Source organism: Pseudomonas putida (assembly GCF_028682635.1).
In the GTDB taxonomy this organism is placed as follows: domain Bacteria; phylum Pseudomonadota; class Gammaproteobacteria; order Pseudomonadales; family Pseudomonadaceae; genus Aquipseudomonas; species Aquipseudomonas putida_AE.
The window spans coordinates 1-26,190 of record NZ_JANHLK010000025.1 but is presented as its reverse complement, the minus strand read 5'-3'; the positions used below and the strand labels follow the sequence as shown (position 1 = coordinate 26,190).

General features: G+C 61.7%; 23 protein-coding genes and 1 pseudogene. 14 read left to right on the top strand and 10 right to left on the bottom strand.

From position 1 onward, the window contains the following. Positions 1-57: 57 nt before the first annotated feature. Positions 58-1,092 carry a selenide, water dikinase SelD gene (selD, locus tag NPS56_RS24580; protein WP_274077044.1) on the top strand — a complete coding sequence of 345 codons (1,035 nt, stop codon included), beginning with the start codon at positions 58-60 and terminating at the stop codon, positions 1,090-1,092. Next, positions 1,092-2,195 carry a tRNA 2-selenouridine(34) synthase MnmH gene (gene mnmH / locus NPS56_RS24575; protein WP_274077043.1) on the top strand — a complete coding sequence of 368 codons (1,104 nt, stop codon included), beginning with the start codon at positions 1,092-1,094 and terminating at the stop codon, positions 2,193-2,195. The genes selD and mnmH overlap by 1 nt, the downstream gene beginning before the upstream one ends. 134 nt (positions 2,196-2,329) lie before the next feature. On the opposite strand, the gene NPS56_RS24570 is transcribed toward mnmH, so the two are convergent. Next, complete coding sequence (locus tag NPS56_RS24570) at positions 2,330-3,004, bottom strand: histidine phosphatase family protein (protein WP_274077042.1); 675 nt, start codon at positions 3,002-3,004, stop codon at positions 2,330-2,332. A gap of 367 nt (positions 3,005-3,371) precedes the next feature. On the opposite strand from NPS56_RS24570, the gene NPS56_RS24565 reads away from it, so the two are divergent. Together NPS56_RS24565 and hemB are read left to right on the top strand one after the other, a co-directional pair. After that, complete coding sequence (locus tag NPS56_RS24565; RefSeq protein WP_274077041.1) at positions 3,372-4,082, top strand: glutathione binding-like protein; 711 nt, start codon at positions 3,372-3,374, stop codon at positions 4,080-4,082. 163 nt (positions 4,083-4,245) lie between these two features. Continuing rightward, positions 4,246-5,220 carry a porphobilinogen synthase gene (gene hemB / locus NPS56_RS24560; protein WP_274077040.1) on the top strand — a complete coding sequence of 325 codons (975 nt, stop codon included), beginning with the start codon at positions 4,246-4,248 and terminating at the stop codon, positions 5,218-5,220. A 10-nt stretch (positions 5,221-5,230) separates the two neighbouring features. On the opposite strand, the gene NPS56_RS24555 is transcribed toward hemB, so the two are convergent. Both NPS56_RS24555 and NPS56_RS24550 read right to left on the bottom strand, forming a co-directional pair. Further along, positions 5,231-6,766 (bottom strand): FAD-dependent oxidoreductase, encoded by a 1,536-nt coding sequence (locus NPS56_RS24555; protein WP_274077039.1) that lies wholly within the window; start codon positions 6,764-6,766, stop codon positions 5,231-5,233. Positions 6,767-6,950: 184 nt separating this feature from the next. Next, on the bottom strand, positions 6,951-9,152 hold the full coding sequence (locus tag NPS56_RS24550) for a TonB-dependent receptor (protein WP_274077038.1): 2,202 nt from the start codon (positions 9,150-9,152) through the stop codon (positions 6,951-6,953). Between the two features lie 250 nt (positions 9,153-9,402). On the opposite strand from NPS56_RS24550, the gene NPS56_RS24545 reads away from it, so the two are divergent. Both NPS56_RS24545 and NPS56_RS24540 read left to right on the top strand, forming a co-directional pair. Next, a complete protein-coding gene (locus NPS56_RS24545) occupies positions 9,403-10,488 on the top strand; it encodes a DUF1615 domain-containing protein (RefSeq protein WP_274077037.1) in 1,086 nt (361 codons plus the stop codon). A 121-nt stretch (positions 10,489-10,609) separates the two neighbouring features. Beyond that, entirely contained in the window at positions 10,610-11,233 is a 624-nt protein-coding gene (locus NPS56_RS24540) for a glutathione S-transferase N-terminal domain-containing protein (RefSeq protein WP_274077036.1), read from the top strand. A gap of 114 nt (positions 11,234-11,347) precedes the next feature. On the opposite strand, the gene NPS56_RS24535 is transcribed toward NPS56_RS24540, so the two are convergent. Then, positions 11,348-11,788: a CBS domain-containing protein gene (locus NPS56_RS24535; RefSeq protein ID WP_180204955.1), complete on the bottom strand. Its 441-nt coding sequence runs from the start codon at positions 11,786-11,788 to the stop codon at positions 11,348-11,350. A 250-nt stretch (positions 11,789-12,038) separates the two neighbouring features. Here NPS56_RS24535 and NPS56_RS24530 point away from each other — a divergent pair, with 250 nt between their 5' ends. Then, on the top strand, positions 12,039-14,399 hold the full coding sequence (locus NPS56_RS24530; RefSeq protein WP_274077035.1) for a DNA polymerase II: 2,361 nt from the start codon (positions 12,039-12,041) through the stop codon (positions 14,397-14,399). On the opposite strand, the gene NPS56_RS24525 is transcribed toward NPS56_RS24530, so the two are convergent. Both NPS56_RS24525 and NPS56_RS24520 read right to left on the bottom strand, forming a co-directional pair. Further along, complete coding sequence (locus NPS56_RS24525; RefSeq protein ID WP_274077034.1) at positions 14,364-14,834, bottom strand: DUF1810 domain-containing protein; 471 nt, start codon at positions 14,832-14,834, stop codon at positions 14,364-14,366. The genes NPS56_RS24530 and NPS56_RS24525 overlap by 36 nt on opposite strands. A gap of 27 nt (positions 14,835-14,861) precedes the next feature. Further along, on the bottom strand, positions 14,862-15,686 hold the full coding sequence (locus NPS56_RS24520) for an aldo/keto reductase (protein ID WP_274077033.1): 825 nt from the start codon (positions 15,684-15,686) through the stop codon (positions 14,862-14,864). Positions 15,687-16,028: 342 nt separating this feature from the next. Here NPS56_RS24520 and NPS56_RS24515 point away from each other — a divergent pair, with 342 nt between their 5' ends. Both NPS56_RS24515 and NPS56_RS24510 read left to right on the top strand, forming a co-directional pair. Continuing rightward, on the top strand, positions 16,029-16,778 hold the full coding sequence (locus NPS56_RS24515; RefSeq protein WP_274077032.1) for a hypothetical protein: 750 nt from the start codon (positions 16,029-16,031) through the stop codon (positions 16,776-16,778). 197 nt (positions 16,779-16,975) lie between these two features. Then, positions 16,976-17,761 (top strand): sulfite exporter TauE/SafE family protein, encoded by a 786-nt coding sequence (locus NPS56_RS24510; RefSeq protein WP_274077031.1) that lies wholly within the window; start codon positions 16,976-16,978, stop codon positions 17,759-17,761. 7 nt (positions 17,762-17,768) lie between these two features. Here NPS56_RS24510 and NPS56_RS24505 read toward each other — a convergent pair whose 3' ends face one another. Genes NPS56_RS24505 through speF form a run of 3 tightly spaced genes read right to left on the bottom strand, consistent with a single transcriptional unit; the run spans position 17,769 to position 22,306 of the window. Further along, entirely contained in the window at positions 17,769-18,677 is a 909-nt protein-coding gene (locus tag NPS56_RS24505; protein ID WP_274077030.1) for an amino acid ABC transporter substrate-binding protein, read from the bottom strand. Positions 18,678-18,723: 46 nt separating this feature from the next. After that, positions 18,724-20,064 carry a putrescine-ornithine antiporter gene (gene potE, locus NPS56_RS24500; RefSeq protein WP_274077029.1) on the bottom strand — a complete coding sequence of 447 codons (1,341 nt, stop codon included), beginning with the start codon at positions 20,062-20,064 and terminating at the stop codon, positions 18,724-18,726. 55 nt (positions 20,065-20,119) lie between these two features. Then, a complete protein-coding gene (gene speF / locus NPS56_RS24495; protein WP_274077028.1) occupies positions 20,120-22,306 on the bottom strand; it encodes an ornithine decarboxylase SpeF in 2,187 nt (728 codons plus the stop codon). A 317-nt stretch (positions 22,307-22,623) separates the two neighbouring features. Between speF and NPS56_RS24490 the strand changes: the two genes are divergently transcribed. The 3 genes from NPS56_RS24490 (at position 22,624) to map (ending at position 24,435) form a co-directional block, all read left to right on the top strand. Continuing rightward, entirely contained in the window at positions 22,624-23,283 is a 660-nt protein-coding gene (locus NPS56_RS24490) for a tetratricopeptide repeat protein (protein ID WP_274077096.1), read from the top strand. A gap of 94 nt (positions 23,284-23,377) precedes the next feature. Then, positions 23,378-23,644: a ParD-like family protein gene (locus NPS56_RS24485; RefSeq protein WP_274077027.1), complete on the top strand. Its 267-nt coding sequence runs from the start codon at positions 23,378-23,380 to the stop codon at positions 23,642-23,644. Next, positions 23,641-24,435, top strand: coding sequence for a type I methionyl aminopeptidase (gene map, locus NPS56_RS24480; RefSeq protein ID WP_274077026.1), 795 nt, complete (start codon positions 23,641-23,643; stop codon positions 24,433-24,435). Before NPS56_RS24485 ends, map begins: the two co-directional genes overlap by 4 nt. Here map and NPS56_RS24475 read toward each other — a convergent pair. Beyond that, complete coding sequence (locus NPS56_RS24475; RefSeq protein ID WP_274077025.1) at positions 24,422-24,790, bottom strand: VOC family protein; 369 nt, start codon at positions 24,788-24,790, stop codon at positions 24,422-24,424. The two genes, map and NPS56_RS24475, sit on opposite strands and share 14 nt — an antisense overlap. Positions 24,791-24,959: 169 nt before the next feature. Here NPS56_RS24475 and NPS56_RS24470 point away from each other — a divergent pair, with 169 nt between their 5' ends. Beyond that, positions 24,960-25,523: a DUF4174 domain-containing protein gene (locus NPS56_RS24470; RefSeq protein WP_274077024.1), complete on the top strand. Its 564-nt coding sequence runs from the start codon at positions 24,960-24,962 to the stop codon at positions 25,521-25,523. Positions 25,524-25,911: 388 nt separating this feature from the next. Then, positions 25,912-26,190: pseudogene (locus tag NPS56_RS24460) on the top strand (type VI secretion system tip protein VgrG); the annotation flags it as partial.

The following is a 26,190-nucleotide window of genomic DNA, read 5'->3' as shown; positions in this document are numbered from 1 at the left end:
CACAGAGGCAGCGGCCGCTCTGCTAGAATCGGCCCCATTGACCCCATGAGGTGCCCTATGAGCGAACCGATTCGCCTGACCCAATACAGCCATGGCGCTGGTTGCGGCTGCAAGATTTCTCCCCAGGTGCTGGAAGTGATCCTGGCCGGCAGCGGTGCGCAGAATCTTGATCCGAAACTTTGGGTCGGCAATGCCTCGCGCGACGATGCGGCGGTGTATGCCATCGATGCAGAGCGCGGCGTGGTATCGACCACCGACTTCTTCATGCCGATCGTCGACGATCCTTTCGATTTCGGCCGTATTGCCGCCACCAATGCCATCAGCGACATCTACGCCATGGGCGGCGATCCGTTGATGGCGATCGCGATCCTCGGCTGGCCGGTCAACGTGCTGGCGCCGGAGATTGCCCGGGAAGTGATTCGCGGCGGGCGCGCGGTGTGCGATGAGGCCGGGATTCCCCTGGCTGGCGGGCATTCGATCGACGCACCGGAGCCGATCTTCGGCCTGGCCGTTACGGGGCTCGTGGAAAAGCGCCACATGAAGCGCAACGACACGGCCACGGCCGGCTGCCTGTTGTACCTGACCAAGCCCTTGGGCATCGGCGTGCTGACCACGGCTGAGAAGAAAGGCAAATTGCGCAACGCCGATATCGGCCTGGCCCGGGACTGGATGTGCACCCTGAACAAACCCGGCAGCCGTTTCGGCAAGCTCGAAGGTGTGACGGCGATGACCGATGTCACCGGTTTCGGCCTGCTCGGGCACCTGGTGGAAATGGCCGACGGCAGCGGCCTCACCGCGCGCATCGGGTATGACCGGGTACCGCGCTTGCCGGGCGTCGAGTATTACCTCGACCAGGGCTGCGTGCCGGGCGGCACACTGCGCAATTACGACAGCTACGCCAGCAAGGTCGGGCGCCTCCAGGAGCTGCACAAGCGAGTGCTGTGCGACCCGCAAACCAGCGGTGGCCTGCTGATCGCCGTGACGCCTGAAGGCAACGCCGAGTTTCTAGCGGTCGCTGCCGAACTGGGGCTGGACCTGGCGCCGATCGGCGAACTGGTGGCGCGACAGAGCCACGCGGTCGAGGTGTCCTGATGCCTGTCGACTGCACCGATTACCGCGATATTTTTCTCAACGATCGACCGATGATGGATGCCCGTGCGCCGGTCGAGTTTCTCAAGGGCGCGTTCCCCGGCGTGGTCAACCTGCCGCTGATGAACGATCTGGAACGGCAACGGATCGGCACCAGCTACAAGCAACAAGGCCAGCAGGCGGCGATCGAGTTGGGCCATCAATTAGTGTCCGGCGCCATCAAGGCCGAGCGCATCCAGGCTTGGGCGGATTTTGCCCGGGCCCATCCTGATGGTCTGTTGTATTGCTTTCGTGGCGGGCTGCGGTCGCAGATCGTCCAGCAATGGCTCAAGGACGAGGCGGGCATCGACTATCCGCGGGTGGGCGGTGGCTACAAGGCTCTGCGTACCTTCCTCCTGGAAACCATGGACCAGGCCGTCTCCCAGTGCGATTTCGTGTTACTGGGCGGCATGACCGGCACCGGTAAAACCGACGTGCTCACGCAACTGGACAACGGCCTGGACCTCGAGGGGCATGCCAACCATCGCGGTTCCAGTTTCGGCAAACGCGTCACCGGCCAGCCGTCCAACATCGACTTTGAAAACTGCCTGGCCGTGGACGTGTTGAAAAAACGCGCCCGCGGCATCGAACAGTTCGTGCTCGAAGACGAGAGCCGCGCGGTCGGCAGTTGCGCGCTGCCACTGCCGTTGTACCAGGGCATGCAGCAGTTTCCGATGGTCTGGCTCGAAGACAGCCTGCAGGGGCGAGTCGAGCGGATCCTGCGCGATTACGTGGTGGATTTGTGTGCCGAGTTCATCGGTGCCCATGGCGAGGAAGGTTTTGCGCTGTTTTCCGAGCGTTTGCTGGCGAGCCTGAACAATGTGCGCAAACGCCTGGGCGGTGAACGGCACCAGCGGATGCTGATCCTGATGGAAGACGCGCTGGCCGAGCAGGCGCGCAGTGGGGCGGTGGATTTGCACCGGGCGTGGATCGAAGGGTTGCTGGTGGAGTATTACGACCCGATGTATGTCTTTCAGCGGGAGAAGAAAGGGGCGCGGATCGAGTTTGCGGGGGAGCGAGATGAGGTGTTGGCGTATTTGCGCGAGCGGGGTGGTCGGCGCGGGTGAGGGTGGTTTTGCCGGCCCCTTCGCGAGCAAGCCCGCTCCCACACACAAAATTTGTGTTCACTGAAGATCTACTGTGGGAGCGGGCTTGCTCGCGAAGGGGGCCGTCAAGGCACTACAAGACTTAAAGCACCAATTCAAGTCGGGCAAGTCTGCTGTCCGTTGTCCAACCCCTGCTTGTAGCTGTGGCTCTGCAGACTGGCCTTGCCGTTGTGCCAGGTCAGGGTCAGCACATACAGCGAGTCGTAGTCATTGGACTCCCAGTCCTCGGTGATCTTCTGTTTCTGGCCAACGGCTTCACCGGCGACCTTGTTGATCAATTCCGGCAGATAGCCGTGGGACCAGGCGGTGTAGATGACCGAGTTGTGGTACTTGTCGTGCAGCAGTTCATCGGCCAGGTCGCTGGTGTCGTTGGCCGAGAAGTTGATGTTCACCGGCAAACCGAGCTTGATCGCGCTGGGGCTGATGGTCATCAAGGGGCGGATGTAGCTGTAGGAGTTGTCCAGTTCGCCTTCCTCGACGTTGCGCGTCGGGTTGGCGGCAAACACGTAGTCGGCCTTGCCGAATTTTTCCGGCAGCAGGGTGGCCAGGTCGATGGCGCGGTTCAAACCCTGGCAATTGAGCTGGCCCAGGCCGCCCTCAGGCTTTTCCGCATGGCGCAGGAACACCAGGGTCTGGGTGCCATCCGCCGGCTGGGCGCGACTTTCACGGGCCTCCAGCGCCAAAAACAACGCGCTGGTCACCAGCAAGGCGGGCAGGATCAAATAAGCGCGACGTTTGAAGTGTTGGGTGAATTTCAACGGATTGATCATGGAGTAAACGGTTCTTCAGCGCATTGAGTTAAGGCTGACAAACCTTTGCACCGCGACTTTCCTGCGTCGGGTGTTTTCCATGTCGTGAAGCCGGTCCGTATCAAAGGGACGCATCTCAGAGTCCTCTGAGGCCCGTTTGGTTCGATTCCGGCCGAGAGCGCAGCACTTTACCGGTAACCTTGCACGGGTTGGAGCAAAGGTTATCGACAGGATGTTGCGAAATTATGGACACCCTACACTAGCCGGCACGCCAGCGCGCCGTGATCTCGCTTGATCTCCACCATCATTGATATTCATGGCGCCAGACGCCGCAGCCCGGGTTATCTCCATTATGATCGGCATTCTCATTTTTCCCGTGGATGCCCACATGACCGATTTGTCTGCGTTCCCCATCACCCGAAAATGGCCGGCCCAGTACCCGGAGTGGATTCAGCTGTACTCCTTGCCGACCCCCAATGGCGTCAAGGTATCGATCATGCTTGAAGAGATCGGCCTGCCCTATGAGCCCCATCGCGTGGGCTTCGAGAGCAACGACCAGATGTCCCCCGAGTTCCTGTCGCTGAACCCCAACAACAAGATCCCGGCCATTCTCGATCCCCACGGTCCGGACGACCAGCCGTTGCCGCTGTTCGAGTCCGGGGCGATCCTGATCTACCTCGCCGACAAGAGCGGGCAGTTGCTGGCCCAGGAATCGGCAGCGCGATACGAGACCATTCAGTGGCTGATGTTTCAGATGGGTGGCATTGGTCCGATGTTCGGCCAGCTTGGTTTCTTCAATAAATTCGCCGGCAAGGACTTCGAAGACAAGCGTCCACGCGACCGCTATGTGGAAGAAAGCCGACGCCTGCTCAGCGTCCTCGACAAGCGACTTGAAGGGCGCGACTGGATCATGGGCGAGCGTTACACCATCGCCGACATCGCGACCTTCCCGTGGGTGCGCAACCTGATCGGCTTCTATGAAGCGGGCGATCTGGTGGGTATCCAGAACTTCCCCAACGTCACCCGGGTGCTGGAGAAATTCCTCGCGCGGCCGGCGGTGAAGCGCGGGCTGGAAATTCCGAAACCAATCTCGAACTGATCCATGCAATAACCCCCCCCTGTGGGATTGGTGTTGGCTCGAACGATTGTTGCCGATCCGGTAACGAAGTCTTGAGCGTTCGACATTTGTGCCCTGCGCCTCGCAGGGCATAAGCTGCCTCCTTTACAACCTTCGCCTCATCCCCCGTTTTTCAGGAATACCCATGTCCAGTCAGTTCCCCGAAGCACGTCCCCGCCGTCTGCGCCGCAATGCGAGCCTGCGCAGTCTGTTCCAGGAAACCGAATTCAGCCTGAACGATCTGGTGCTGCCGATTTTCGTTGAAGAAGAAATCGACGACTTCGTGCCGATCAAGAGCATGCCCGGGGTGATGCGCATTCCCGAGTCGAAGCTGGCTGGCGAGATCGAGCGTTATGCCCGGGCCGGGATCAAGTCGGTGATGACCTTCGGCGTGTCCCACCACCTGGACAGCGATGGCAGCGACACCTGGCACGACAACGGCCTGGTGTCGCGCATGTCGCGCATCGCCAAGGATGCGGTGCCGGAAATGATCGTCATGTCCGACACCTGTTTCTGTGAGTACACCGACCACGGGCATTGTGGCGTGATGCACAATCACGAGGTCGATAACGACCAGACCCTGCTCAACCTCGGCAAACAGGCGGTGGCCGCCGCCCGTGCCGGCGCTGACGTGATTGCCCCGTCCGCGGCCATGGACGGGCAGGTCCAGGCCATTCGCCGGGCACTGGATGCCGCCGGGTTCACCCAGACGCCGATCATGGCCTATTCGACCAAGTTCGCCTCGGCGCTTTATGGTCCGTTCCGCGAAGCCGGGGGCAGCGCGCTCAAGGGCGACCGCAAAAGCTACCAGATGAACCCGATGAATCGCCGTGAGGCGGTGCGTGAGTCGCTGCTGGACGAGCAGGAAGGCGCCGACGCGCTGATGGTCAAGCCGGCCGGTGCGTACCTGGACATCATCCGCGACATTCGCGAAGCCTCGCGCCTGCCATTGTCGGCGTATCAGGTGAGCGGCGAGTACGCGATGATCAAGTTCGCCGCCCAGGCCGGGGCCATCGACGAGGATCGTGTGGTGCGCGAAAGCCTCGGCGCGATCAAGCGCGCAGGGGCCGACCTGATTTTCACCTACTTTGCGATGGACCTGGCACTGGCCGGAATCTGAAAAAAACCAGTCAGGGCGCGCCAAAATACGGGCGGATGCCGTGATCGCGGAAATACCGTTCGATGACCTTGGGGTCCGAGCAGGTTTCGGCGATCGCCACATAGGTGTCCGGGCGTAACAGGTAAAAGCCGTTACGCCCAAGGCCCGCCGCTTCGAATGCCGGGCGCCAGTAGAATACATGCAGCGGCAAATGGTGCTCGTGGCACCAGGCGATCATCTCGTCGCTGGTGTCGCCATACACGTGCACCTGCCAGGTCGGGCATTTGAGCGGCCCAAAATTGTCCCCTTCACCGTCATGGGCCCACGGCAGGCGATCGCCGCCATGCACGTGCCCGGCGACCCCCGTGCTCAAGGGCATGCCGCGATAGTTCAGGGTGATCTGCGACACCGTGCGAAACAGGAACTCGCGGGTGGTTTCGAACGAGGCCATTTTCGGAATCAGGAAGGGTGCCAGCCGTGTGCGCAGCAAGTCGGCGATAGGCCCTTCGGCGGTGACGAAAGTAAACACCCGGTCAGTGGTGGCCACCAGTCTGCGGGCGAAGGCGATGCGCTCGGTTTCGTAGGTATCGAGCAGTTTTGCCTCGGCACCGCCGCTCAGGACCGCCGCGAGTTTCCAGGCCAGGTTGATGGCATCGCCAATCCCGGTGTTCATGCCCTGGCCCCCGGCGGGGCTGTGCACATGGGCAGCATCGCCCAACAGGAAGGCGCGGGCGCTGCGAAAGTGATCGGCCACCCGATGATGCACGCGGTAGGTCGAGAACCAGTTCAGTTGCTCAATCTTGACCTGCATATGTTCGATGGCGCGACTGCTCACGTCTTCGAATTGCAGGGTGTGCGCCTGTTCGGCGCGTTCGTCGCGCACGGTGCCGATCAAGCGCGCTCGACCGCTGCCGGCCAGCGGGAATACTGCAAGGAAATCCGCTTCATCCAGGTCCACATGCAATTCGCCATTGAAGGCCGGGCCGCTGGCCTGGACGTCGGCGACGTAGAACACCTGCTGGTAGGTACCGCCGGGAAAACCGGTGTCGAGGGTCTTGCGCACGATCGAACGGGCGCCGTCGCAACCGGCCAGGTAGCAGGCCTGACAGGTTTCCTGCTGACCGTCGGGCAGGCGCAGCGTGGCGCTGATGCCGTCATCGGTTTGCTCGAAACCTTCGAGTTCGGTGTTGCGTTCCACCGTGATGCCGAAGGATTGCAGGCGCTCGATCAATAGCCGTTCGTGTTCGTCCTGGGGGAAGATTTCGAGGAAGGAGTAGGGCGTCAGGCCCTCGCCGACGCGGCTCAACGGCAGGCGCGCCACGGGCTGGCCTTTTACCCAGAAATTGGCGGCCGCTACCTGATGACCCTTTTGCACGATGGCGTCGGCCAGGTCCAGCTGGCGATACAGCTCCAGTGTGCGCGCCTGCACCGCCAGCGCCCGCGAGGTGGTGCCCGGTGCAGAGGTCTTGTCGACGATCCGCACGCGCACCCCCAGTTTGCTCAGCCATAGCGCCAGGACCAGCCCGGTCGGGCCGGCCCCGATGATCAATACATCGCTACGCTGCATAAACCAGTCCTCATTGCCGTGTGCAGCAAGTATGGTCCAGCCTTGCGCAGCGGCCAGGCTGACCGCTGAATGGAAAAATACCTGTGGGAGCGAGCTTGCTCGCGATGATCTCAGGTGCGCCGCGCTGCCCGGAAAGCGCGCGTTATCGTTCACGACCATCGCGAGCAAGCTCGTTCCCACATAATCAGAAGTCGATAGTCCCCGACAGCTTGGCCACCCGTGGTTCGCCTTGGGTCAGGAAGCCGCCCTGGGCCGATTCCCAGTACTTCTTGTTGGCCACGTTTTCCACGCCAAAGCGCAAGGTCACGTCCTTTTCCTGCACCTTGAAGGCGTAGCGGGCTCCGGCATCGATGCGGTTCCAGGTCGGCAGGCTGAGGTTGTTCGCCGCGTCGGCGTATTGACCGCCGGTGCGCAACATCCGACCGTTCAACGCGACGCCTTGCAGGCCGGGGACGTCCCAATCGACGCTGGCGTTGAACTGGAAGGTCGGCACGCCAATGGCCCGGTTACCGTCGTTGAGGCCACCCTGGGTTTTCTTCAGTTCGGTGTCCATCACGGTGACTCCGCTGAGCAGGCGCAGGCCGTCGAGGGGTTCGCCGAAGACGTTGAGTTCCACGCCTTTGTTGACCTGCTCGCCCTTGTGCACGAAGCGCGCGGTGCCGGCGTCGATGACTTCGGTGTAGCCATCGGCCGGTTGTTCGATGCGATAGACGCCGAAGGTGGCGCCGTAGGTGCCCATGTCGACCTTCACACCGGCTTCGAGCTGTTTGGAGCGGGCCGGGGCAAAGACTTCACCGCCGTTGACCACCACCCGCGAGCCGGCAGTGTTGGGGGCTGTCGGGCCTTCGGCCAGGCCTTCGATACGGTTGGCGTAGAACGACACGTGTTCCCACGGCTTGAACACGATGCCGTACACCGGGGTGGTGATCGATTCGTCATAGTTGGAGGTGCGGGTTCCGGTGCCATAGGCATAACCCTGGACCACCAGTTGCTGGCGACGCACACCGACGGTCACCAGCAGGCGATCATCGAAAAAGCCCAGGGTGTCGGACACCGCGCCGCTGCGCACGAAGGTTTTGCCGGTGATGCCCGGATCGTGCAGGTCGCCGCCGGAGAAACCGCCCTGGGGCGCCGGCACGTCGACCGGGTGGTAGATGTTGTTGGGGTAGCGGGTCAGGTCGAAATCAAAGGCATTGCGCTGCTGGGTCCAGATCCCGGCCAGGCCGAAATTGAGCCGGTGACTGACCGGGCCGGTGGCGAACTTGCCGTTGAGGCCGCCCATGGCGCTGCTGTTGTCCTCGTCATGGGGAATGAACGAGCCGGTGGTCACGGAACTGCCATCGTTGCCGACCAGGGTAGTGCCGTCGTACTTGCCGACTTCGCGGGTGTGCTTGGCGCCAGCGGCGGCGTAGGCGGTCCAGCTTTCATTGAGGTCGTACTCGGCGCGCAGCATGCCGAAGGTATCTTCGATCTGGCTGAAGCCCCACTTCTGCGCATAATTGGTGTCGGCCGATGGCGCATCCGGGATGTGCGTGGTATTGCCGAGGTTGACCGAGCTGCGGCCGCCGTTGATGCGCTCCTTGGAATAGATGAAGTCGCCGGACAGGCGCAGGGCATCGCCGCGGTAGTCGAGGCCTATGGCGAACAGCTTGGAGCGCTGGTTTTCATCGTCGATGGCGGTATCGCCTTCACGCTGGGACAGGTTGATCCGTGCGCCGAAGCGGTTGTCCTCGCCGAAGCGCTGGCCGACGTCCAGGTGTTCGCCGATACGCCCTTCATCGCTGATGTCGGTGGTGAAGCGCCGCAAAGGCACGTCAGCGGCGCGCTTGGGTTGCAGGTTGACGCCGCCGCCGATGCCCGAGCCGGAAGGAGTCACGCCATTGATGAAGGCGTTCGGGCCCTTGAACACTTCGACGCGCTCCAGGGCGTCGGTGGAAATGATCTGCCGCGGCAAAATGCCGTACAGGCCGTTGAAGGAGATGTCGTCGCCGTTCAGTGGCAGCCCGCGGATCATGAAGGTCTGGGCCTGGTTGGAAAACCCGGAGGCCTGGCGCACCGACGAGTCGTTAAGCAGCACATCGCCCACGGTTTCGGCTTGCTGGTCGCGGATCAGTTCTTCGGTGTAGGCGGTGACGCTGAAGGGCACGTCCATGATGTCCTGGTTGCCCAGCACCCCCAGTTGCCCACCGCGCGCGACCTGGCCGCCAGCGTATACCGGGGGCAGGTCGGACGAAGAGGGCGCCTGGGCATTGACGTTGACGTTGTCCAGCACCAGCGCTGAAGAGTTGGTTGGCGCGGGTGTCGCGGCGTGGGCCGTGACCGACAATGAGCAAAACAAGGCCAGTAGCGTAGGACGGTAGGGTATGCCGGTTCGGGCTGGAGTCATGATGGAATGGGTTCCTGGGCGGCGCCGCCGCTGATAAAAAAGTTATGACGGCGCGGAACTCCTTGCGCAAATGCGACTCCTGGCGCGAATGATAGGAGTTCTCAGTCATATCCTGCAATCAATTTGTATGACGGTGTGTAGGTAACGTTTCATGGGCACCAGAGGAACAGCCGGGCTCACGCCACGGTCATAGCCTGGGCCATGCCATTGGTCGTATGGTTACCCGGTTAAACGAACGCCCTGGAGCAACATGCAAGCCCATCGATTGATCATGAGCATCACCGCGTTACTGGTGCTGGCCGGCTGCAGCAGCCAGCGCACCCAGGAACCGCTGGCGCGCAAGCCCGCCGAGGTCAAGGCGCAGATCGTGCGCCTGCTGCCGGCCAAGACCGTCGATCGCCAGGGGTGGGCCACGGACATCTATGCCGCGTTTGCCGCGCAGGACATTGCACCGACCACGCAAAACATTTGTGCCGTGCTGGCGGTCACCGAGCAGGAATCGACCTTCCAGGTTGATCCCCGCGTGCCGGGGCTGGGCAAGATCGCCCGGGACGAGATCGATCTCCGGGCATCCAAGGCGCATATCCCCGAACTGTTGGTCAGCGGTGCGCTGCGGGTGAGTTCGCCCAACGGCAAGACCTACAGCGACCGGCTGAATGCGGCACGCAGCGAACGGGAACTGAGCGCGATTTTCGATGACTTCATCGGCATGGTGCCCATGGGCAAGACCCTGTTCGCCGGCTTCAACCCGGTGCACACCGGCGGGCCGATGCAGGTCAGCATCGACTTTGCCGAACAGCAGGCCAAAGGCTATCCGTATCCGGTGGAGGGGTCGATACGACGCGAAGTCTTTACCCGGCGCGGCGGCATGTACTTCGGCATCGCGCATTTGCTCGGTTATCCGGTGAGCTACAAGCAACCCTTGTACCGCTTCGCCGATTTCAACGCCGGTTGGTACGCCAGTCGCAATGCCGCCTTCCAGAACGCCGTGAGCCGGGCCTCGGGCATTCCACTGGCGCTGGACGGCGACCTGGTCCGCTACGATTCGATCATGCCCGGCAGTACCGAACTGGCGGTGCGCACCCTGGGCAAGCAGCTGGGCATGCGCAACCCGACGATCAGGGATCAATTGGAGGAGGGCAACACCCTGGCGTTCGAGGACAGCGAGCTCTATCAGCGGGTCTTCGCCCTGGCCGAACAGGCCGAAGGTCGTGCCCTGCCGCGGGCGGTACTGCCGGGCATCGTGCTGCAAAGCCCGAAAATCACCCGCAAGCTCACCACCGCCTGGTTCGCCAAACGGGTCGACGAGCGTTACCAGCGCTGCATGGCGCGTTGAACGCGGCGCTGCAATTCCCTTGATGGCCGTGATGTTACAGTCGTCGGACGGTCGAGGCGTGGTCGATGGCGCCTTCTACACTGCATAGCGGGTGCTGATCTCGGCCAATCAGGAGGCGTGCATGTATCAACTCTACGGACATCAGAACTCTGGCGCGGCGGCGATCGAGGCTGCACTGGAGCTGTGCGAGATCGCCTATCGCTTCATCGATGTCGAGACCTCCCCGGAGGCCGCCCAGGCATTGGAGAAGCTCAATCCGCTCAAGCAGATTCCGACGCTGCAGCTGCCCGACGGCGGCATCCTCACCGAGAGCGCGGCGATCCTGATTCATCTCGGGCTGACGTTTCCGCAGTCGAACCTGTTGCCGGCCGACCCTGCCGACCGTGACCAGGCCATTCGTGGCCTGGCGTTCATCGTCAGCAATTGTTATGCGGCCATCGGCATCATCGATTACCCCGAACGCTGGCTGGCCGGGGCGGATGAAGCGTCGCGGCAAAACCTCATGGCCGGTGCCCGGCAGCGTCTGCACTGGAGTTGGGAAGTGTTTGCCGACCAGTTTTCCGCGGAGTTGTATTTGGGTGACGAGACACCGGGAGCCCTGGATGTGCTGGCGGCGGTGGTCACGCGGTGGGCGGGCAGCCGCGAGCATTTGCGCCGTACCCGGCCGGGTTTTTCCGCCTGGCTGGAACGGATTGACCGGCACCCGACATTGGCGCCGGTGTTTGCCCGGCATTGGCCTTCGTAAACCTATCAACTCCCCCTGTAGGAGCGAGCTTGCTCGCGATGGTGTGTCAGTCGACACCTGTGCAGCTGATCCACCATCGCGAGCAAGCTCGCTCCTACAGGTACAGAGGACTCATCATTCGCCGCGGATGTATTGCTCCAGCTGGCGAATCAGCTCGGCCTGTTCGGCGATGGCTTCCTTGACGAGGTCGCCGATCGACAGCAGGCCGATCAACTTGCCGTTTTCCACCACCGGCAGGTGGCGCAGGCGTCTGTCGGACATGATGCCCAGGCAGGTGTCGACGGTTTGATGGGTGTCCACGGTAATGACGGGCGATACCATGATGTCGCGTACCGGCGTACCCACCGAGGAGCGGCCATGCAGCACCAGTTTGCGCGCGTAGTCGCGCTCACTGATGATGCCCAGCACCTCGTCATTCTCCACCACCAGCAAGGCACCGACGTTTTTTTCAGCCATCTTCATCAGCGCTTCGAGCACCATGTGATCCGGTTTGATCTGGTGCACTTCCTGGTTCTTCTGATCTTTCATCTTGAGCAGTTGCGCGACGGTTTTCATGGCGGTTTCCCGGGTGTTGTCGTTGTCCTTGAAGGATCGTAGACCCAGGCGTTGAGGGCAAGGGCGAATGCGGCAGATAGCATGCAAAAAACGTCATTCGGCGGTTTTTTTCTGTAAAACCAAAAAGATCGCAGCCTTCGGCAGCTCCTACAGGGGGAATGCGTTCTTCTGTAGGAGCTGCCGAAGGCTGCGATCTTTTCCAGGCTAACGCGTAGAATCACCCTCTGAATCAACGTTGAGGTTTGCAGTGGTGGATTTACCCCAGGGCTTCGTCCTGACCCGGCATTGGCGCGACACACCGGCGGGCACCGAAGTCGAGTTCTGGCTGGCGACCGACAGCGGCCCCCGGCGCATCCGCCTGCCTCATCAACCGTCGGTGGCGTTCATCCCGGCCGAGCAGCGCGAGCAGGCCGAGGCGCTGTTGTGCGACGAAAAGAACGTCGAGCTCAAGCCCCTGGCCCTGCTGGATTTCGAACATCGCCCGGTGCTCGGCCTGTATTGCCGGCAGCACGGGCAACTGATGCGCCTGGAAACCGCGCTGCGCCGGGCAGGCGTCGAAGTGTACGAGGCCGATGTGCGCCCGCCGGAGCGCTACATGATGGAACGGTTCATTACCGCACCGGTACGTTTTGGCGGTACACCGGATGCCGATGGCCTGCTGCTCGATGCACAGATGAAACCCGACCCCGACTACCGACCCAGCCTGAAACTGGTGTCCCTGGACATCGAGACCACCGCCCAGGCCGAGTTGTATTCCATCGCCCTGGAAGGCTGCGGCGAGCGTCAGGTCTACATGCTCGGCCCGCCCAATGGCGACCACAGCGCAGTGGATTTCCAACTTGAGTACTGCGAGTCGCGAACCCTGCTGCTGAAAAAGCTCAATGAATGGTTCGCCCGCCACGACCCCGACGCCATCATCGGCTGGAACGTCGTGCAGTTCGACCTGCGAGTGTTGCACGAGCACGCTCGGCGCCTGGGCGTGCCGCTGAAACTGGGGCGTGGCGGCGAGGAAATGCAATGGCGCGAACACGGCAGCGGCAACCACTATTTTGCCTCCGCCGCCGGCCGGCTGATCATCGACGGCATCGAATCCTTGCGCTCGGCGACCTGGAGCTTCCCCTCTTTCAGCCTGGAAAACGTCGCGCAAACCCTGCTGGGCGAAGGCAAGGCCATCGATAACCCGTACCAGCGCATGGATGAAATCAACCGCATGTTCGCCGAGGACAAGCCGGCGCTGGCCAAGTACAACCTCAAGGACTGCGAGCTGGTCACGCGGATCTTCGCCAAGACCGAACTGCTCAAGTTCCTCCTGGAGCGGGCCAGTGTCACCGGGTTGCCGGCCGATCGCATGGGCGGCTCAGTGGCTGCGTTCACCCACCTGTACATGCCGCTGATGCATCGCCAGGGCTTCGTGGCGCCCAACCTTGGCAGCAAGCCGGCGCAAGCCAGCCCCGGCGGTTTTGTCATGGACTCGCAGCCGGGGCTGTACGAGTCAGTACTGGTGTTCGACTACAAAAGCCTCTATCCGTCGATCATCCGCACCTTCCTCATCGACCCGGTAGGCCTGATCGAAGGGCTCAAGCACCCCGACAACCAGGATTCGGTACCGGGTTTTCGCGGCGCACGGTTCTCCCGCACCCGGCATTGCCTGCCGGCCATCGTCGCCCGGGTCGCCGAAGGCCGGGAAACCGCCAAGCGAGAGCACAACGCGCCGCTGTCCCAGGCGCTGAAGATCATCATGAACGCGTTCTATGGCGTGCTGGGCTCCAGTGGCTGCCGCTTCTTCGACACGCGCCTGGCGTCATCCATCACCTTGCGTGGCCACGAGATCATGCTGCGCACCCGTGAGCTGATCGAGGCCCAGGGCCACACGGTGATCTACGGCGACACCGACTCGACCTTCGTCTGGCTGCGGCGCGCCCACGGCCAGCAGGAAGCCGCGCAGATCGGCCGCGCGCTGGTCGATCACGTCAACCAGTGGTGGCGCGAGCATGTACGCCGCGAGTACGGCCTGGAGAGCGTGCTGGAGCTGCAGTTCGAAACCCACTACAAACGCTTCCTCATGCCGACCATTCGCGGTGCGGAGGAGGGCAGCAAGAAGCGTTACGCGGGGTTGGTCACGCGCGCCGATGGCAGTGACGAGATGGTCTACAAGGGCCTGGAAACCGTGCGCACCGACTGGTCGCTGCTGGCCCGGCAATTCCAGCAGGAGCTGTATTCGCTGATCTTCCACCGCAAGCCCTATCAGGACTATGTGCGCGAGTACGTGCGCAAGACCCTGGCCGGTGAGTTCGACGAGCGTTTGATCTACCGCAAGCGCCTGCGCCGCACGCTTGACGACTACCAGCGCAACGTCCCGCCTCATGTACGGGCGGCGCGCATTGCCGACGATTACAATGACCGCCAGGGCCGCCCGCGGCAGTACCAGAATGGCGGCTGGATCAGCTACGTGATCACCGTCGCCGGCCCCGAGCCGCTGGAAATCCGCAGTGCGCCCATCGATTACGACCACTACATCAGCCGGCAGCTGCAACCGGTGGCGGACGCGATCCTGCCGTTTGTCGACGACGATTTCTCAACCCTGGTGGGGGGGCAACTGGGCTTGTTTTGAGTCCATCAGCGACAGCGTCCAGTCATCCAGGATGCCGTGGAAATACTGGTTCAAGGCTTGATGAAAGAGGCTGTCGGCGGCCGCTATCTGGGCAAACATGGTCATCGAGGAGCGAAACTTCAGGTCGTCGGGATGGCCGAAAATCGCTGCCACCGAGCGCTGCGGGATGTCCAGCACTTGCTGGGTACAAGTCCTTAGCCGGGCACCCAGCAGCGGGTGATCGAGATAGGCCTGTGCTTCCTGCCGGGAGCGGATCGCGAAGCGGCGCGACATGTCGCTGTCACCCAGCCCGGCAAATTGCGGAAAAATGAACCACATCCAGTGACTGCGCTTGTGGCCGGCCTCCAGTTCGGCTTGAACCCGGTCGAACACCGGGTTCTGCGCCTGGATAAAGCGTTGCAGGTTAAAGACGTCCGGTTGATCGGTGCTTCTCATATCGAAGCCCTCTGTCACCGCGATGGCTTAGACCATGGCCAACCGCTGCTTGCGTTTGGGCGCCTGAAACGCTTGGTCCAGCGCCTCCAGATCCCCAGCCTCCAGCTTCAACCGTGCCGCTTGCGCATTGAGTTGCACATGTTCCGGGCGGACAGCCTTGGGGATGGCGATCACGCCGTCCTGGCGCAGCAGCCATGCCAGCGAGACTTGGGCAGGCGTGGCGTCGTGGCGGGCAGCTACTTGTTTGAGCGTAGCATTGGCCAGCATGTTCCCTGCCTGGCCGATCGGACAATAGGCCATGACCGGCATCCCGTGTGCCTTGCACCAGGGCAAGAGATCGAATTCTATGCCGCGCTCTTCCAGGTTGTAGAGTACCTGATTGGTGGCGCAGGCCTCCTTTGCCGGGAGTTCCAGCATGTCGTCGAGATCAAGGTTGGACACGCCCCAACGGCCAATCTTGCCGGCTTCACGCAGGCGTTCGAAGGCCTCGACCGTTTCTTCCAGGGGATACTGGCCCCGCCAATGCAACAGGTACAGATCGATAGTCTCGGTCTTCAGCCGCCGCAGGCTGCGCTCGCACGCCTGGGGAATGCCCTGGCGGCTGGCGTTGTGCGGGTAGACCTTGCTGACGAGAAAGACCCGGTCGCGCTGGCCGGCGATGGCATCACCCACCACGATCTCGGCGCCGCCTTCGGCGTACATTTCTGCGGTGTCGATCAGGGTCATGCCCAGGTCGATGCCCAGGCGCAGGGCGGCGACTTGCTCTTTATGGCGGGCGGGGTCTTCGCCCATTTGCCAGGTGCCCTGGCCAATCACGGGCACTTGGGTGCCGGCCAATTGCTGGGTGCGCATGCTTGCTCCTTTTAGTGATATTTCGGTTGGCATCAGGATAGACCCAAGGGTTCCATCCCGACGGCCAACTGCACGCGGATGTACCCGATCCCCTGTAGGAGCTGGCTTGCCAGCGATTAACGCCAGAGCGCCGCGATGAACCTGACATCACGCGTTATCGTTGACGACCATCGCTGGCAAGCCAGCTCCTACAAGGTAAGCGGCTTCGTTCCGGTTCTGCTCCCAAACCTGCCGGTGATCGATTGCCAACCCTCGCCACCGCACTTTTCCCCATCTATCGGCTCTATCCATTGCCAGCCGACGGCGATCCCCACCGCCGGCCCATGTCCAAGTTCAATGCCCATGGCCCAAGTTTCACCCCACATCATCCGCTCAATCCGTCGCCATCGCCTGCTACTGGCCGGCCTGTCGCTGTTGCTGGCCAGCGGTTGCAGCCACCAACCCGGCAACGACCTGTTCACCCAGATACGCGAAGGCAAACCCCAGGAGTTCCTGCAAACCAGCGTCGACCGCATGGCCACGCTGGCCATGCGCGACAACCTCGACAGCCTTTACCTGCTGATGGGCAAGCTGTACCTGCGCAACCCCGAGGAATTGAAGAAATCCGGCTTCCTCGATGCCCGTACGGCCGGCAAGCAGGTGCGCATGGCCATTGAGCAGCAGCAGCCCTTGCCCACGCTGGGGAACAAGAAGGATCTGGCGGCGCTGCGGTTTGCCATGAGCCCGGAATTTCTCGGCGATCGGGTCGGTGCGTTCATCTATGCCATCGGCAGCATGCTGGTCACCGCCCACGGCAATCGCCTGGAGTTCTACATGACGGATGCGATCAACCCGACGTTCGTCAGCAATGCCGCGCGCAACATCGAGATCGCCACCTGGATCCTCAGTCAGCGGCAGAACAAGGACGGCCAGCCCATGCTGTTCTCCAACGAAATCTCGGAGGAGGGCAGCAACCTGAGTTTCGCCGTGGAGTTCGGCAAGATCGTCGCGCGCCTGGACCTGGTGACCCAGATGCTCGACGAACGCTACCGGCGGATCGGCCTGAATTATGCCCAGAGCCTGCTGTTCCTGAATTTCCTGCCGGTGCAATGACCCACCCCTTTGTAGGAGCTGCCGAAGGCTGCGATCTCTTGATCTTCAAAAACCAGATCAAAAGATCGCAGCCTTCGGCAGCTCCTACAGGTCGTGATGACATCGGGGTATAAAGATAGATCGCATCGATATAACTGGTTATAAGAATTGTCGCTATGCTGCGGGCCAGTTATTCCCTGCGGTTTGTGGACGTATCAATGGATCTATTGAATTTCGGGTTGGTCGTGGCCGGGCTGGTGGTCGGCTTTATCGTCGGCATGACGGGCGTCGGTGGCGGGTCGTTGATGACCCCCATCCTGCTATGGTTCGGCATCAACCCGGCAACCGCAGTCGGCACCGATCTGCTGTACGCGGCCATCACCAAATCCAGCGGCGTCCTGGTTCACCGCAAGAACAACAACATCGACTGGTCGATCACCGGGTGGCTGACCCTCGGCAGCGTGCCGGCGGTGGCGTTGACGTTGTGGTTCCTGAGCAGTCTGAACGAAGCACCCGACGCGATGAACGCGATCATCAAGCAGGCGTTGGGCTTTGTCCTGTTCGCCACGGCGTTGGCGATCCTGTTCAAGAAACGCCTGCTCGATTTCGCCCACAAGCGCGCGGGCGGCAACTACAACCCCAGCGGTGCGCGCCTCAATGTCCTGACCGTGATCACCGGCCTGGTGCTGGGCGCCATGGTCGCCTTGACCTCGATCGGCGCGGGGGCCCTGGGCACCGTGGCGTTGTTCATCCTCTATCCGTTGCTGCCGACCCGCCGCCTGGTCGGCACCGAAATCGCCCACGCCGTGCCCCTGACCCTGGTCGCCGGCCTTGGCCATGCGAGCATGGGCAACATGGACTGGCACGTACTCGGTTATCTGCTGGTCGGTTCGTTGCCGGGGATTTACCTGGGCAGCCACCTGACCGGGCGCATCTCCGATGAAGTGTTGCGTCCTTGCCTGGCGACCATGCTGGTATTGATCGGCTACAAACTGGCGTTCTGAGAAAACCTCACGGCAATGCATACACCCGGAACAGCTTCTTCATCGTCTCGTTGATCCCGCCCAGGTACTTGTCGTACTCCTGCTCGATGGCGCCGGAGCGATAAGCCTCGCTCAGTGCCATATCGACCAGCAGCCGGAAGTCTTCGTCACCGCGTTCGACGATCATGGCCACCGGGGAGAACTCGAAGATGCGGTCCAGGACCATCAGGTCATTGTTGGCGCCGCCTTTGGCCACCTGGTTTTTCAGGAGCATGCGCTCGGAGAAGAACGCATCGGCCTTGCGCGTGGCGACCATCGCTGCACCTTCTTCGGTATTGGCCACCGTCACCAGCGAAGCGATCACGCCGAGCATGCGCATCTGTTCGCGAATCCAGTCTTCGACTACACCGCCCTCGACGGTGGCGTAGGTCTGGTTGGCCAGGCCGCGGTTGATCGTCGCCCGCCAGGTCGGGCCGGGGATGGCTTCCTTGCCGTTGAGCGCGTTGAGCAGCGGTTCGGTGGCATCCTTGCGCACCAGTACCGAGAGGCCAGCGGTGTACACCGGTATCGAGTAGCTGACGGACTTGCGCCGTTCGAGGGTAGGCGGGGTCGGCGTGCAGAGGATGTCGACCTTGCCCAGTTTCACCGCGCTGGTCTCTTCGGCAGACGTGACGGGCTGGTAGCGCACCTGCAGGTTGGGCAGGTCGAGTTCGCTCTTGAGCTTGTCGGCGATCTTCAGGCACAGGTCGATGGCATAACCGCTGGCTTTGTCGCCATCCTGAACGCTGAAGGGCGACAGGTCCGGCACGTAGCCCAGGGTAAAGGCATTGCTGGCGCGGATGCGCTCCAGGGTGTTGGCACCCGCCACCATCGGCAGGGCGGTGACCACCAGGGCCAGCAGCAGGCGGGTGGTTTTTGCAGCAAAAGGTACGTTCATGTCCGGTTTCCCCGTGTACAAGTCTGAGCAGTCCTGATTGCCATGCCTAAACATTGCCGGTCCTGGCCTGGGTGACGGTGGGCGCGTCGACGAAACGCTTGGCGAGGAAGCCATAGAGCAGGTAGCCAAAGGCGAGCACCAGGGTGCCGCCCAATACGGCGTCCTTGCCGCAGGCATACAGGGCGTACAACGAGTAGGCCACCGCCACCAGCAACACCACCACGTTGCGCGAGTACACCGCGGGCCCCACCTGGGCCTTGTGCATGATCACCAGCAAACCGGTCAGCGCCGTGATGTACGGGATCAGGTTGGTCACGGCCGCCAGGCTCACCAGTTTGCTGAACTGTGCAGCGGCATCGGGCGAGATGGTCGACACGGCCATGAGCGTCTGCAGCACGCCGCAGACGATCATGCCGATCACGGGGGCATCGCTGGCGTTGACCTTGCTGAACAGCTTGAGGAACAGGTTCTGGTCGGCGGTCATCTTCGCGGTCTGGGCCAGGGTGAACTGCCAGCCCAGCAGCGAGCCCACGCACGCCATGACCGCCAGGGCCATGACGATGTTACCCACCAGCGGGCTGAACATCTTGGCGTAGACCAGCGCGAACGGTGCCGAGGAGTTGGCCAGTTCGGCGTTGGGAATGATGCCCTGGATGACGGTGGTCGACAGCACATAGACCGTGGCTGCACCGAGGGTGCCGAACAGGCAGGCCAGCGGTACGTTGCGCTTGGGGTCTTCCACCGCATCGGTGGCCTGGGCCGCCGATTCCATGCCGAGGAAGGCCCACAGGGTCAGGGGGATGGCCTTGCCGATGGCGTCGGAGATCGCCAGGTTGTTGGGGTTCCAGGCGGCTTCCAGCACGTTGGCATCGAACCAGAACCAGCCGATGATGCACAGGCCCGCCACCGGAATGATCACGCCCCACACGGTGATCGCGCCGATCTTGCCGGTGATGCTGGGGCCACCGAAGTTGGCGATGATGGTGATCCAGATCAGCCCGACCGTGCCGACGAACAGCGGGATGGCTCCCGTGCTCAGCCAGGGCAGGAAGGCGCTCATGTAGCCCACTGCCGAGATGGCAACAGCGACGTTGGCGATCGCCAGGGACAGGAAGTACAGGTACGAGCAGAGGAAGAACCCCGACTTGGCATGGGCTTCTTCGGTGTAGGCGGACAAGCCGCCGGAACGCGCGCAGAACACCCCGCACTGGGCGAAGCAGTAGGCAATGGCCATCGAGCCGATCGCCGTGAAAATCCACGACAACAGCGAGACGGCACCCAGTTGGGCCATGTTGGTGGGGAGCATGATGATGCCTGAGCCCATCATGTTGACCGTTACCAGGGTGGTGAGCCCCATCAGGCCCATTTTCTTGCTTGAATCTGCCATCGCACACTCCTTGCTGTAAGTCGCAGGAAACGCTGCTCTTTGAATGGGGCGAGGATCAGGCCTTGAGCACGTATCCGTAAGCGCGAATGCGGCCGCCTTGTTCTTTCAGGTACACGCCTTGCAGTTCCGGCGTGAAGCCGGGCAAGGCATTGATGCCGTCTTCCAGCGCGAGGAAATACTTCAATACCGCACCACCCCAGATTTCACCCGGCACCACGCACAGCACACCGGGCGGGTAGGGCAGTGCCCCTTCGGCCGCAATACGGCCGTCGGCATCGGCCAACGCGACCAGCTCGACATTGCCGCGGATGTATTCGATCTGCGCCTGTTGCGGATTCATCGCCTTTTTCGGGAAGTGTTCCTTACGGAACATGTCCTTTTGCAACTGCTGCACGTTATGGCTGCGGTAGAGGTCGTGCATTTCCTGGCAGAGCTGGCGGATGCTGTAGTTGCGGTAACGGTCCTCGAACCGGGCGTAGATGGCCGGCAGTACTCGGCTCATGGGCGCGTTATCGCTGAGGAACTGCTCGAAGCGCGCCAGTTGTGCGGCCAGATGGCTCATCTTCGCCCAGTCTTCGGCGGGCGTGAGCAGGAACAGGATCGAGTTGAGGTCGCACTTCTCCGGGACGATGCCGTTCTGGCGCAGGAAGTTGGCCAGGATGCCGGCGTGGATGCCGAAGTCGGTGTAGCTGCCATCAATCGGGTCGATCCCGGGGGTGGTGAACAGCAGCTTGCAGGGGTCGATGAAGTACTGCTTGTCGGCATAACCTGGGAAGGCGTGCCAGCGATCCTTGGGGTGAAACTCGAAAAAGCGCAGGTCGCTGGCGATGGCGTCGGTGGGGTGGTCCTGCCAGGGGCAACCGTCGATGGTTTCCGGCACGAAGGGGCGCACCAGCGTGCAGGCTTCGAGGATCAGCTTGCGTGCATTGATGCCGAACTTCACGCAGTCTTCCCACAGGCGCAAGCCACTGCGGCCGGCGTGGATGCGCGCATTCACATCCAGCGAGGCGAACAGCGGGTAGAACGGGCTGGTGGAAGCCTGGGCCATGAAGGCGTTGTTCAACCGCGCATGATTGCAGTAGCGCGCCTGGCCCTTGATGTGGCGGTCCTTCTTGTGGATCTGCGAGGCCTGGGAGAAGCCGGCCTGTTGCTTGTGCACCGATTGCGTGACGAAGATGCCCGGGTCGTCTTCGCCAAGGTCCAGCAGCATCGGCGAGCAATCCTTCATCATCGGGATGAACTGCTCGTAGCCCACCCACGCCGAGTCGAACAGGATGTAATCGCACAGCTTGCCGATGCGGTCGACCACCTGGCGCGCGTTGTAGATGGTGCCGTCATAGGTGCCCAACTGGATGATCGCCAGGCGAAACGGTCGCGGTAGCTGGGCCTTGTCCGGGGCGACTTCCTTGATCAGCTCGCGCAGGTAGTCTTCTTCAAAGCAATGGGCATCGATGCCGCCGATGAAGCCGTAGGGGTTGCGCGCGGTTTCCAGGTACACCGGCGTGGCACCGGCCTGGATCAATGCCCCCTGGTGGTTGGACTTGTGGTTGTTGCGGTCGAACAGCACCAGGTCGCCAGGCGTCAGCAACGCATTGGTGACCACCTTGTTCGACGCCGAGGTGCCGTTGAGCACGAAGTAGGTCTTGTCCGCGTTGAACACTGTGGCGGCATGCTTTTGCGCCAGCAGGGCCGGGCCTTCGTGGATCAGCAGGTCGCCGAGCTTGACGTCGGCGTTGCACATGTCGGCGCGGAACAGGGTTTCGCCGAAGAAATCGAAGAACTGGCGGCCGGCGGGGTGCTTTCGAAAGAATTGTCCGCCCTGGTGGCCGGGGCAGGCGAAGGTCGCATTGGCTGCTTCGGTGTAGTGCTTGAGGACGTCGAAGAAGGGCGGCAACAGGTTTTCTTCATAGGCCTTGGCGGCTGTTTCCAGCTGATTGCCGTAGTACTCGGCGTTGTAGCTGGAGAGGTCAAACACTCCGTTGACCAGCAGGATGACCTCGTGCAGGCGCTTGTAGACATCGAGTGCACGGTTGCCGGCACCGCCGCGAGGGACCACCAGGAATAGGGGGATGTCGAAACCTGTTCGTTGAATGGCATCGAGCGCGCCGCCCATGACATCGTCGACGGTCAGTACCGCGGCGGCAACATCGGTGAAGTCGGTTTGATCCAGGGCAACGATCGGGCGGGAAGTATGGAAGCAATCTAGAACGGTATGGCCTGCTGCGACTTTCAAACCATTCATAACCAGAGTCTCGTGGTCTGTCCTGACGTTGAGTGACCGGGGACCAGCGACTGCACGGGTGCTTGGGGCCGGGATCAATACTGATTGCCCAATTGGGTATAGTTGATTTTCCTGAAGATGAAAATTTAATGATGTGTGCGGGAGCAGGTCCTGTCGGTTCGACTGGCAGAGGTCGAACGTGGGCTGAAGTGGCCGTGGCAACGGGAACTTCAGGGTGCAGGCCAGGTCAGTAGGGGCCCTGTATCGGAGATTCCGAGCAGTGCTGGTGGCCTGCTTTCATGGCGGTGCCCTCCGAGATCAGCCGAGTCTGCCCCCTGATGCCAACCAAGCGTTTCCTGCCCAGCTTCCTCCTGGCGTTTTGCGCCGTCGCGTCGTTTGGCCCGGTGGCTGCCGAGCGAAAAACGCCCGCGCAAAGCAATAGTGCCTCAACCGCCCTGATCGAAACCGCCTCGCGCCAGTATGAAAGTGGCCAGCTGGACCAGGCCGCCGCCACGCTGGAGCGCGCCCTGCATATCCAGCCGAACAATCCCGCGACCCTGCATTACCTCGGCGTGTTGCGCCTGCAGCAGGGGCAATACCAGCAGGCGCAAACCCTGGCGTTGCGCTCGAACATGCGGATTGTTGGCAACGAGGCGTTACGCAACCGCAACCTCCAGTTGATCCAGGCGGCGCAGCAGGCCCAGGCTTCGGGTATCCCGCCCAAGGCGCAGGAGAATCCGGTTGCCGTACAGAAGGCGCGCGAAGCGGAAGTGGCCGCGGCGACTGCCGGGCCACAGAGCGCAGGACAATTCAAGGTGGCTGCGCTGGAGCCAGAGCCCGCGTCCGATGAGATAACGATTCCCCGCGGCCATTGGCCGCCCCCAGGCCAATGCCGCATCTGGTTCGCCGATCGCCCGCCGGGGCAACAGCCCCCGCCCGGGAGTTGCAAGAAGCTGCGCAAGCGGGTTCCGCCAGGCGCCGTTCTGATGCAGGGTTGAGTATTCTTCTGGCTGAACCCAGTGCCAGAAATTGCGCTCCAGCACCTGAAACGATTAGTATATGTTTCATATATATTTCGTATCGGGCAAGTAGATGGGTATCGTCAAGATTTCAGAAGACATGCATGAGAACCTGCGCGTCGCCAGCGATGCGCTGAGTCGCTCGATCAATGCGCAAGCCGAACACTGGATGCGCATCGGGATGCTGGCCGAGCTACATCCAGAATTGAATCACAGCGACATCTGCCGCCTGCTGATTCGTGCCGAACTGGCCGGTGGCCTTGATGTAAAACAGCTCTGTGCGATCGCGGATGTTTCCCAAGCCTCGCCGGTTCATGCAACGACCGGGGGCAAGCAATGAAGGCCAATATCAAGCTCAATACCCCGGCAGAAATAGCCCAGTCGCGCGCGGCGGCCACGCTGGCGGCCGAAGTGCTGGCGATGATCACGCCCCATGTGCAAGCAGGGGTCACCACCGACGAACTCGATCGGCTTTGTCACGACTATATCGTCAACGTACAGAAAGCCATTCCAGGCAATGTCGGCTACCACGGCTTTCCCAAGACCGTATGCGCCTCCGTCAACGAAGTGGTCTGCCATGGCATCCCTTCGAACAGGGTATTGAAGGATGGCGACATCCTGAACATCGACATTGCCGTGATCAAGGACGGTTGGTACGGCGACACCAGCCGCATGTACTTCGTGGGCGAACCTAGCCCGCAGGCACGACGCCTGGTCAAGACGACCTATGACGCCATGTGCGCCGGTATCCGCATGGTCCGCCCCGGCGCTACGCTGGGCGACATTGGGCATGCCATCCAGAAGGTGGCGGAAGATGACGGGTTCAGTGTCGTGCGCGAATACTGCGGTCACGGTATCGGCAAGATCTATCACGATGAACCGCAAATCCTTCACTACGGCTACCCAGGCCAGGGAATGAAGTTGAAAGCCGGCATGATTTTCACCATCGAGCCCATGTTGAACCTGGGCAAGCGCCACGTCAAAACCCTGGCCGACGGCTGGACCGTGGTCACCAAGGATCACTCCCTTTCGGCACAGTGGGAGCATATGGTGGCGGTCACTGAAGATGGCTTCCAGGTGTTGACGGCCTGGCCGGACAGCAGCGATGAGTATCCCGCTATTCGCGGGTGAAGATCTCCAGCAGATGCCCGTCCGGGTCATCGAAATACACCCGCCGTCCGCCGCCATGGTCATTGATCTCACCCGGCCGCTGCTTGCCCGGATCGGCCCACCATGGCTGCCCGGTTGCTTGCAGGCGGGCGAAGGCCTGGTCGAAGTCGTCGTCGCCGAGCAGGAACGCGTAATGCTGCGAGGCGATCGGCGGGTCGTTGTCGTAGAAGTCCAGCGACACCTGGTTGTCGAGCCTGACGATCAGCATCGGCCCGAAGGGCTCCGGCGCCGGGAGGCCGAGCAGTTCAACGAGGAAATGGGCCGACCGTTGTTTGTCGCGGCACCAGACGATGGTGTGGTTCAGTCGAACGCTCATGCACGGCTCCTCATGAGGTTTATTTCATGCTTTCAGATTAGCCCAGCCTGTTGCGCAATGACCGCCCTGACCTAAGCTTGGAGCAAGGTGAAACACATTTGCCAAGCGTCACCGGAACGAACGCCGCGATGCGCAATCATTAGAGCGTGGATATCAAAAGGAGATGCGCATGCTCATCAGGTCACTGACCCTGGCTACCTTGCTGGCGATTGCCGGCCCCTTGTTCGCCGCCGATGGCGATTCACCTCTGGATATCGACAAGGGCAGGGCCCGGCCGCTGATCGTGATTGCCTCGAGCACCGTCGACCCGGTCTGGGTCAACCTGAAAAAGTCCCTGGAAGATCCGGCCAACAAGCAGGGTGTCGCCGAGCGCAACATCCGGGTGTACAGCGTGCTGAACATGTCCGGCCAACTGGACGGCAAGGACCTCGGCCAACAGGACACCATGGCCTTGATCCGTGCGCTGAAACTGGGGGCCGGCGCGTTGCCCAAAGTGATCCTGATGGGCAAGGACGGCGAGAAGAAACTCGAAAGCTCGGGGGATGAATCCAGGTCGGTCGACCTGAAGAAAATCTTCGATACCGTCGATGCCTTGCCGGCGGCAGAGAAGGAAGCTGCGACGCCAACGCCACCTCCGGTTGCCGAAACCCCACCGCCCAAAGGGACCGCCAAGGCGGCAAAAAACGGCAAACCGGCAAAACCGGCCAAGCCACCGGAAATGCCGGATGATTGAGCCTTTACCGGTTTACCACTGGTAGCGATAACCCGCCGTTACTGCCCAAGGCTGCGTAGGCAAGGGCCCGTGGATTGGCCTGGTCTTCCACACCTGCGTACAGCTGCCACCCTCATGTAGGAGCGAGCTCGCTCGCGAAAAAACCGAGATGGCCGCGGGGTGTCAGGCTTACAGAGTTTTCGTTAACGACCATCGCGAGCAAGCTCGCTCCTACAGGGTTGTCCGATACTTTTAACCCCGGTATTCCAATACAGAAAAGCCCTACACCCTTCTCAGAAACGTCCCATTTCCAACTTATTCAACTTAACCAAAGCTTTCATCCATCAGGACCTGGGTGAACGCAAAACCCTTCCTGCAAATTCTCCCCGCAGACCAGGAAGGACTGACCATGAGCACGCCACCGCGCATCTTTTTCGACCACACTCGCCACAAATTTGCCATTCGCTGGTTCGACGCCGTCTTCGACGTCCTGGCCTTCGAAGGCGAAGAACACCTGAGCCAGCCCTTCAGCTACCGCATCGAATTCACCTGCACCGAGCAGGACCTCAGCGCCGAGCAGATGCTCAACAAGGACGCTCGTTTCAGCCTGTACCCCTCGCCGCCAAAGCCACCTTACCCAGGCCTTCCAGCGCCCGAGTACAAGCCGTTGCGCAGCCTCTACGGCATA

What these genes read in the sequence shown, in the direction of transcription:
- selD (WP_274077044.1), top strand. Translation starts at nt 58, where the DNA reads ATGAGCGAACCGATTCGCCTGACCCAATACAGCCATGGCGCTGGTTGC.
- mnmH (WP_274077043.1), top strand. Translation starts at nt 1,092, where the DNA reads ATGCCTGTCGACTGCACCGATTACCGCGATATTTTTCTCAACGATCGA.
- NPS56_RS24570 (WP_274077042.1), bottom strand. Translation starts at nt 3,004, where the DNA reads ATGATCAATCCGTTGAAATTCACCCAACACTTCAAACGTCGCGCTTAT.
- NPS56_RS24565 (WP_274077041.1), top strand. Translation starts at nt 3,372, where the DNA reads ATGACCGATTTGTCTGCGTTCCCCATCACCCGAAAATGGCCGGCCCAG.
- hemB (WP_274077040.1), top strand. Translation starts at nt 4,246, where the DNA reads ATGTCCAGTCAGTTCCCCGAAGCACGTCCCCGCCGTCTGCGCCGCAAT.
- NPS56_RS24555 (WP_274077039.1), bottom strand. Translation starts at nt 6,766, where the DNA reads ATGCAGCGTAGCGATGTATTGATCATCGGGGCCGGCCCGACCGGGCTG.
- NPS56_RS24550 (WP_274077038.1), bottom strand. Translation starts at nt 9,152, where the DNA reads ATGACTCCAGCCCGAACCGGCATACCCTACCGTCCTACGCTACTGGCC.
- NPS56_RS24545 (WP_274077037.1), top strand. Translation starts at nt 9,403, where the DNA reads ATGCAAGCCCATCGATTGATCATGAGCATCACCGCGTTACTGGTGCTG.
- NPS56_RS24540 (WP_274077036.1), top strand. Translation starts at nt 10,610, where the DNA reads ATGTATCAACTCTACGGACATCAGAACTCTGGCGCGGCGGCGATCGAG.
- NPS56_RS24535 (WP_180204955.1), bottom strand. Translation starts at nt 11,788, where the DNA reads ATGAAAACCGTCGCGCAACTGCTCAAGATGAAAGATCAGAAGAACCAG.
- NPS56_RS24525 (WP_274077034.1), bottom strand. Translation starts at nt 14,834, where the DNA reads ATGAGAAGCACCGATCAACCGGACGTCTTTAACCTGCAACGCTTTATC.
- NPS56_RS24520 (WP_274077033.1), bottom strand. Translation starts at nt 15,686, where the DNA reads ATGCGCACCCAGCAATTGGCCGGCACCCAAGTGCCCGTGATTGGCCAG.
- NPS56_RS24515 (WP_274077032.1), top strand. Translation starts at nt 16,029, where the DNA reads ATGGCCCAAGTTTCACCCCACATCATCCGCTCAATCCGTCGCCATCGC.
- NPS56_RS24510 (WP_274077031.1), top strand. Translation starts at nt 16,976, where the DNA reads ATGGATCTATTGAATTTCGGGTTGGTCGTGGCCGGGCTGGTGGTCGGC.
- NPS56_RS24505 (WP_274077030.1), bottom strand. Translation starts at nt 18,677, where the DNA reads ATGAACGTACCTTTTGCTGCAAAAACCACCCGCCTGCTGCTGGCCCTG.
- potE (WP_274077029.1), bottom strand. Translation starts at nt 20,064, where the DNA reads ATGGCAGATTCAAGCAAGAAAATGGGCCTGATGGGGCTCACCACCCTG.
- speF (WP_274077028.1), bottom strand. Translation starts at nt 22,306, where the DNA reads ATGAATGGTTTGAAAGTCGCAGCAGGCCATACCGTTCTAGATTGCTTC.
- NPS56_RS24490 (WP_274077096.1), top strand. Translation starts at nt 22,624, where the DNA reads ATGCCAACCAAGCGTTTCCTGCCCAGCTTCCTCCTGGCGTTTTGCGCC.
- NPS56_RS24485 (WP_274077027.1), top strand. Translation starts at nt 23,378, where the DNA reads ATGGGTATCGTCAAGATTTCAGAAGACATGCATGAGAACCTGCGCGTC.
- map (WP_274077026.1), top strand. Translation starts at nt 23,641, where the DNA reads ATGAAGGCCAATATCAAGCTCAATACCCCGGCAGAAATAGCCCAGTCG.
- NPS56_RS24475 (WP_274077025.1), bottom strand. Translation starts at nt 24,790, where the DNA reads ATGAGCGTTCGACTGAACCACACCATCGTCTGGTGCCGCGACAAACAA.
- NPS56_RS24470 (WP_274077024.1), top strand. Translation starts at nt 24,960, where the DNA reads ATGCTCATCAGGTCACTGACCCTGGCTACCTTGCTGGCGATTGCCGGC.